General features: G+C 36.8%; 4 protein-coding genes and 1 pseudogene. All 5 read right to left on the reverse strand.

All coding sequences use genetic code 11. From position 1 onward, the window contains the following. Nucleotides 1-86: pseudogene (locus E7Z77_RS09820) on the reverse strand (energy-coupling factor transporter transmembrane protein EcfT); the annotation flags it as partial. 9 nt (nucleotides 87-95) lie between these two features. Further along, nucleotides 96-677, reverse strand: a complete 582-nt coding sequence (locus E7Z77_RS09555) for an MptD family putative ECF transporter S component (protein WP_292753486.1) — start codon at nucleotides 675-677, stop codon at nucleotides 96-98. 50 nt (nucleotides 678-727) lie between these two features. Then, entirely contained in the window at nucleotides 728-2473 is a 1746-nt protein-coding gene (locus E7Z77_RS09560) for an ABC transporter ATP-binding protein (protein ID WP_292753489.1), read from the reverse strand. After that, nucleotides 2470-4263: an ABC transporter ATP-binding protein gene (locus E7Z77_RS09565; protein ID WP_292753492.1), complete on the reverse strand. Its 1794-nt coding sequence runs from the start codon at nucleotides 4261-4263 to the stop codon at nucleotides 2470-2472. Before E7Z77_RS09565 ends, E7Z77_RS09560 begins: the two co-directional genes overlap by 4 nt. A 221-nt stretch (nucleotides 4264-4484) precedes the next feature. Continuing rightward, on the reverse strand, nucleotides 4485-5377 hold an 893-nt coding region (locus E7Z77_RS09570), incomplete at its 5' end, for an AraC family transcriptional regulator (RefSeq protein ID WP_292753495.1).

Below are 5377 nucleotides of genomic sequence, written 5' to 3' on the forward strand. Positions count from 1 at the left end.
GTATCATTAAAAACCATGAAACTTATTAATGCAAGAATAATTATCTTGGTTCTAGGGTCCAGTTTAAAGCTTAGTTCCAATCCCATAATATCGCCTTATGCAATTCCTGCCTTTTCAAAATGTTTTTTCAAAACGATTTTACCTACATATGCACTGCAGATTCCAACTATAAATGTTACAATTATCAATACAATCAACATTTCATTGGTTAAAAACGGCAGGATTACATTTACATAGTCTGATCCCATTGATGCGCGGATTGACTCTACAAAGTAATCCCTTAAGATGAAAAACGGAAGCATGTTTCCAAATACTCCCAAAATGAAAACACCATGACTTACAATGGAGTGTTTTATTGAAGAGTAGTTTCCCATTTTCAAGATTAAATCAGCTACAAATGCGCATAATGTAAATACTATTATTGGTATCCAGGTATGGCCGCTTAAAAACATTATAATTCCTAAAATCAAACCCATTAATGTAACCATTCCAAACTTGTTTACCCTTGTTAAATACAGCATGTAGGGGATTCCGCAAACCAGTGCACCAATTATCGGAAGACCTATCATCAATATTGGAATATATCCCAGCATGCCGCATATGAAAATTAAAACAATCATTATCACTGAAAATATACCTACAGTGATTAAATCCTTTACTTCAAATCTTTCGCTCATTAAAATTTCCTCCTAAATTTTTTATCATATAATGAGAGTTAACGGGAGAATTATATTTTCCATTCTCCGCTTAAGTTTTGCAAATCGACCATCCTTTTAAACAGTCCGTCATTAGCTATCAGTTCGTCAGGTGAACCCTGTTCTGCAATTCTTCCATCATCCAAAACAACAATCTTGTCTACATTGGCGATTGTACGCATTCTGTGTGCAATTATGATTACTGTTTTGTTTTTAATTAGCTCAGAGAGTGCCTTTTGGATTTTTGATTCGTTTTCAACATCCAAAAATGATGTGGCCTCGTCCAATAGAATTACATTGGCATCCTTTAGAAGTGCCCTTGCAATTGATATTCTCTGTCTCTGACCGCCTGATAAAAGCTCTCCGTTTTCACCAATTACTGTATCGTATCCGTCAGGAAGCTTTGCTACAAATTCATCACATTCCGCTAGTTTAGCCGCATGAATGACTTCATCATCTGTTGCATCCTTTCTTCCGACACGAATGTTTTCCAGAATTGTGTTGTTAAAGAGAATTACATCCTGGAACACTATGGAAAAGTTTTCCAGAAGTTTTTCTGAGTCCAGCTTGGATAAATCCTGACCTCCAAGACATACTTCACCTGAAACGGGATCCCAAAATCTTGCAGCAAGTTTTGAAACTGTTGATTTACCTCCTCCGGACGGTCCGACAAGAGCTGTCACTTCACCCTGACGTGCAGTGAATGATATGTCGGTTAGAACATCCTTTAAATCATCATAATTGAAGTTAACATTCCTGAATTCAACATCATATCCGTCCAGTTCATAATCTGTTAGCCCTCCTTCGACTACAAGGCTTTCAATTTCCTGAGCTCTTGCAATCTTATTGTCCATCATCAATATTTCAGCTAAAAACATCAAACCGTTTTCCAGAGGTGAATAAACAGTTGCTGATGCTATCAGGAAGATTAACAGTGTAAAAATTGACACCTGTGAGTTTAAAATCAAGTAGGAACCTAAAAGAATTACTGAAACTATTCCAAGGTTTAAGACTACTTTTCCTGTTACAACACCTGCAGCTGACATCAGCTCTGATTTTAGCCTTGACTTTTCAATTATTGATGTCAGACCGCTTATTTTGCCATAGTATTCATCATCATAGTTGTATGATTTCAAATCCCTGATGGATTCTATGCATTCCTGCATTGCATCGCCGCAGTTAAGCAAATCCTTCAGCACCAAATCTCCGCCTTTGTAGATTAGTCCTTTTGAGATATACAATATTACAAATGCAACAGGAACCACCCAAAGGAGCGCTATGGCCAGTCTCCAGTCAAATACAAACATGCCTATGGCAACCAGACACAGTGAAAGAATGGAGCCCAAAAGCTGCGGAACGGCATGTGAAAAGACATGTTCCAAATCTGTGCAGTCATTCATTATTGTTGAGGTTAAATCTGCAAGATCCCTGTTTTCAAAAAATGACAGAGGCAATTTTCTTAAGTTTTCACCAAGATTGACTCTTCTGTTTTCACTTTCAACATAGGTTGTGTTGAAAACGAAATGATACTGTTTCCATGCAAATGCGAATATTATTCCTAAAACAATCAATATCAGCAGTATAAACATTCCAAGATTTGGTTCGACTATTTCGCCTCCTGTCAATGGTTCTACCCACATATAGATTAAAAGAGCGTATAATCCTACAGGAAACATGAAGGAAATGTCTAAAAGCATGGTATAGGCAATTCCTTTGATTAGATTTTCAGAACCGTCCTGTGTAAGTCCGAATCTTTTCTGGAAAAATTCAGATATCATAATGCCACCTCGCTTTTTACTTTCCATTGGATAGACTGGTTAAATTCATCCCACATTCTTGAATAAAGTCCGTTTTCTTCAACCAATGAATCATGATTTCCCTCTTCGACAATTCTTCCGTTGTCAATAACGTAAATCTTGTCAACGTTTCTTACTGTTGACAGCCTGTGGGCAATCATGATTACGGTCTTGTCCTTTGTAATTTCAGAAATCGCCTTTTGAATCATGTATTCGTTTTCAGGGTCAGCGAGTGCTGTTGCTTCATCTAAAATGATGATTGGGGCGTCTTTCAGTATTGCCCTTGCAAGTGCAATTCTCTGCTGCTGGCCTCCTGAAAGATAGGTTCCTTCACTTCCGATAACAGTATCAATTCCGTCTGGAAGCTCTGAAATAATATCATCACATTGGGCGAGGCTTAATGCCTTTTTAACATCTTGCCTTGAAGCTCCTTTTCTACCTATTGCAACGTTATTGTAAATTGAATCCTTGAACAGTGTAGTGTTCTGGAATACGAATGAGATGTTTTCCATAAGTTCCCTTGTTGAGATGTCCCTTACATCCACATCACCGACCTTGATTGAACCTTCTTTAACGTCCCAGAATCTTGGAATCAATGATGCTATTGTGGTTTTTCCACCACCTGAAGGTCCGACCAGTGCAACTGAATCGTTTTCATCTATCTTGAGATTTACATCATTCAGGATGTGTTCATCTGAGTCTGTATCGTCATAGTCAAAATAGACTCCTTCAAATGAAATTGAATGGTTTTTAGGCTTTTGAGGATTAATAGCTTCTGGAAGAGGTTTTTCGTTTAGAATAGCTTCAATGCCGTCCAGTGCATAGCTTGCCATCATCCAATCCTGTGAAACTGTCATTATCCTGTTCATCATCACTGCACAAATTGGAGTGAATATTATATAAAACATGAAATTTGCAAAGAATTTCACATCCACCAGAGATCCTGCAAGAAGTATTCCTGCAGGAATCAGCAATGCGAAAAATCCGTTGATTGATACTGTAAATGCAGTCATCGGAAGCTGTGTGGACAGTGAATATTCTGCTGAGAATTTACCGTAGTTTCTGATTGCGGTTATGAAGTTTTTAAATGAATAGACACTTTGCTGAAATGCTTTGGTAACGGGTATTCCCCTTACATATTCAACCGCTTCGCCGTTCATCTTTTCAAGATACATCTGATATTCGGCCATGATATTCTGGGATTCCTTTGAAAACATAGGGTACATGAAAAGGAAACATAATATTATCGGAATAAGACAGACAACTCCCAAAATCCAGTCGAAACTGAAGAGCAATATTAAAAATGCTATTGGGGTTACGATGGCTCCGGTCAGATCAAATAGCTGGTGGGCCAGAAATGTTTCGGTTTTTGCAGTTGAATAGTCAATTACCTTTCTAAGTCCTCCGCTTGTGTGGTTTGAAAAGTATCCGAGCGGGAGTTTGAGCAGGTGTTTGACTGCTGCATCTTTCATGTTCTTTTCATTTTTAAATGCTGATAAGTGTGTTCCCATCAATCCGCAGAAGTTTAGTGCTATTCCCAAAACTGCGAAAAGGAATGCATTGAATGCATATTCCCCCAGGTTTTGGGCTTTTGTGAAATCCGGGGCAACAGTCAACAATGCATTAACCACATCCCAGATATAAATGAATGGAATCAATAAACATATAGCACTTAAAGCTGATAACACCATCCCAATGATGGACAAATATTTATAGTTACCAGAAAAGTTAAGTAATCGTATAAATTTATTTTTACTTTGAGTTTTTGACATTTAAATCTCCTAATAAGTTAATTTAGGTATACCTAAAAAATTAAAATTAATCTGAAAAGACAAAACACTAAAATTGCTTAAAAAAGAAATAAAAGCCTAAATTAAAGTAGTTTTGTTAAAATTAATTAGGTAAACCAATATTCAATTTAAAGTATGAATAAAATTAGTATATAAATATTTTTGAACTAAAAAGGCGATTACTATACCAAAAAGACAAAAGATTATTTTCTAAATTCGGAAGGTGTGCAGCCGACATAATCCTTGAATGCCTGACTAAATTTGGAAGGTGATGAATAACCTACCCTTTTTGAAATTTCAGAAATTGTCAGCTCATCCTGTTCAATCAGTTTACAGGCATAATCAAGCCTGTACTCCTTTCTCCATCTAAAAATCGGCTTTCCGTAAACTTCCCTGAAACAATTTTTAAGTGAGGTCTTGCTGATTGCATATTTTGAAGCCAGCTCATCAATGGTGATTTGACTTTCCAGGTCATTTATTAAATCATTCTTAACGTTTTCAACAATATCGGCCTGTTTTCTTGAAAGAGAAAGTTTATCATTGTCCCTAAACTCGGTAATTGAGAAAAACAAAAGCAGCTCGATGCATTTCAGTCTAAAATAATCCAGTTTAATTCGCTCATCAACATCATAAAGCTCACCGATTACATGGTCAATGCGTTCATTGGCCCTTACTAAAACATAACCGTTGCTTTTCTTCAAACCTTCATAAAACTCAACTATGTCAAAATCGGGAAGATATCTTTTGATGTATTCATTTGCAACATCAATGTCCATGAAAATCTCCAAACCCTTATAATAGCCCAGAGGAAAATCGGAAACAGATTTTGTGACATCGGAAATGCTTATGCACAAATCTCCTTTTTCAAAGTATATTATCCTGTCATCCCCGACCTGATAGGCATATCTGCCTGAAGCACAGTGGTTGATTTCAAGCATCCTTGATGAGATGTTATCCTCGAAAAAAACATTTTCCATATTTTCAATGTGCATATCAATATAGGACAGGATTATTCCGGGAAATATTGAATAGGTTTCCATTTTGCCGTATTCGGCATTTTTTCCCAGTTCAACTACCTTTTTGATTCCCTCATCTC

Source organism: Methanobrevibacter sp. (assembly GCF_015062985.1).
Taxonomy (GTDB): domain Archaea; phylum Methanobacteriota; class Methanobacteria; order Methanobacteriales; family Methanobacteriaceae; genus Methanocatella.

Excerpts from the sequence above, each read along its gene's own strand:
- E7Z77_RS09555 (WP_292753486.1), bottom strand. The coding sequence starts at position 677 with ATGAGCGAAAGATTTGAAGTAAAGGATTTAATCACTGTAGGTATATTT.
- E7Z77_RS09560 (WP_292753489.1), bottom strand. The coding sequence starts at position 2,473 with ATGATATCTGAATTTTTCCAGAAAAGATTCGGACTTACACAGGACGGT.
- E7Z77_RS09565 (WP_292753492.1), bottom strand. The coding sequence starts at position 4,263 with ATGTCAAAAACTCAAAGTAAAAATAAATTTATACGATTACTTAACTTT.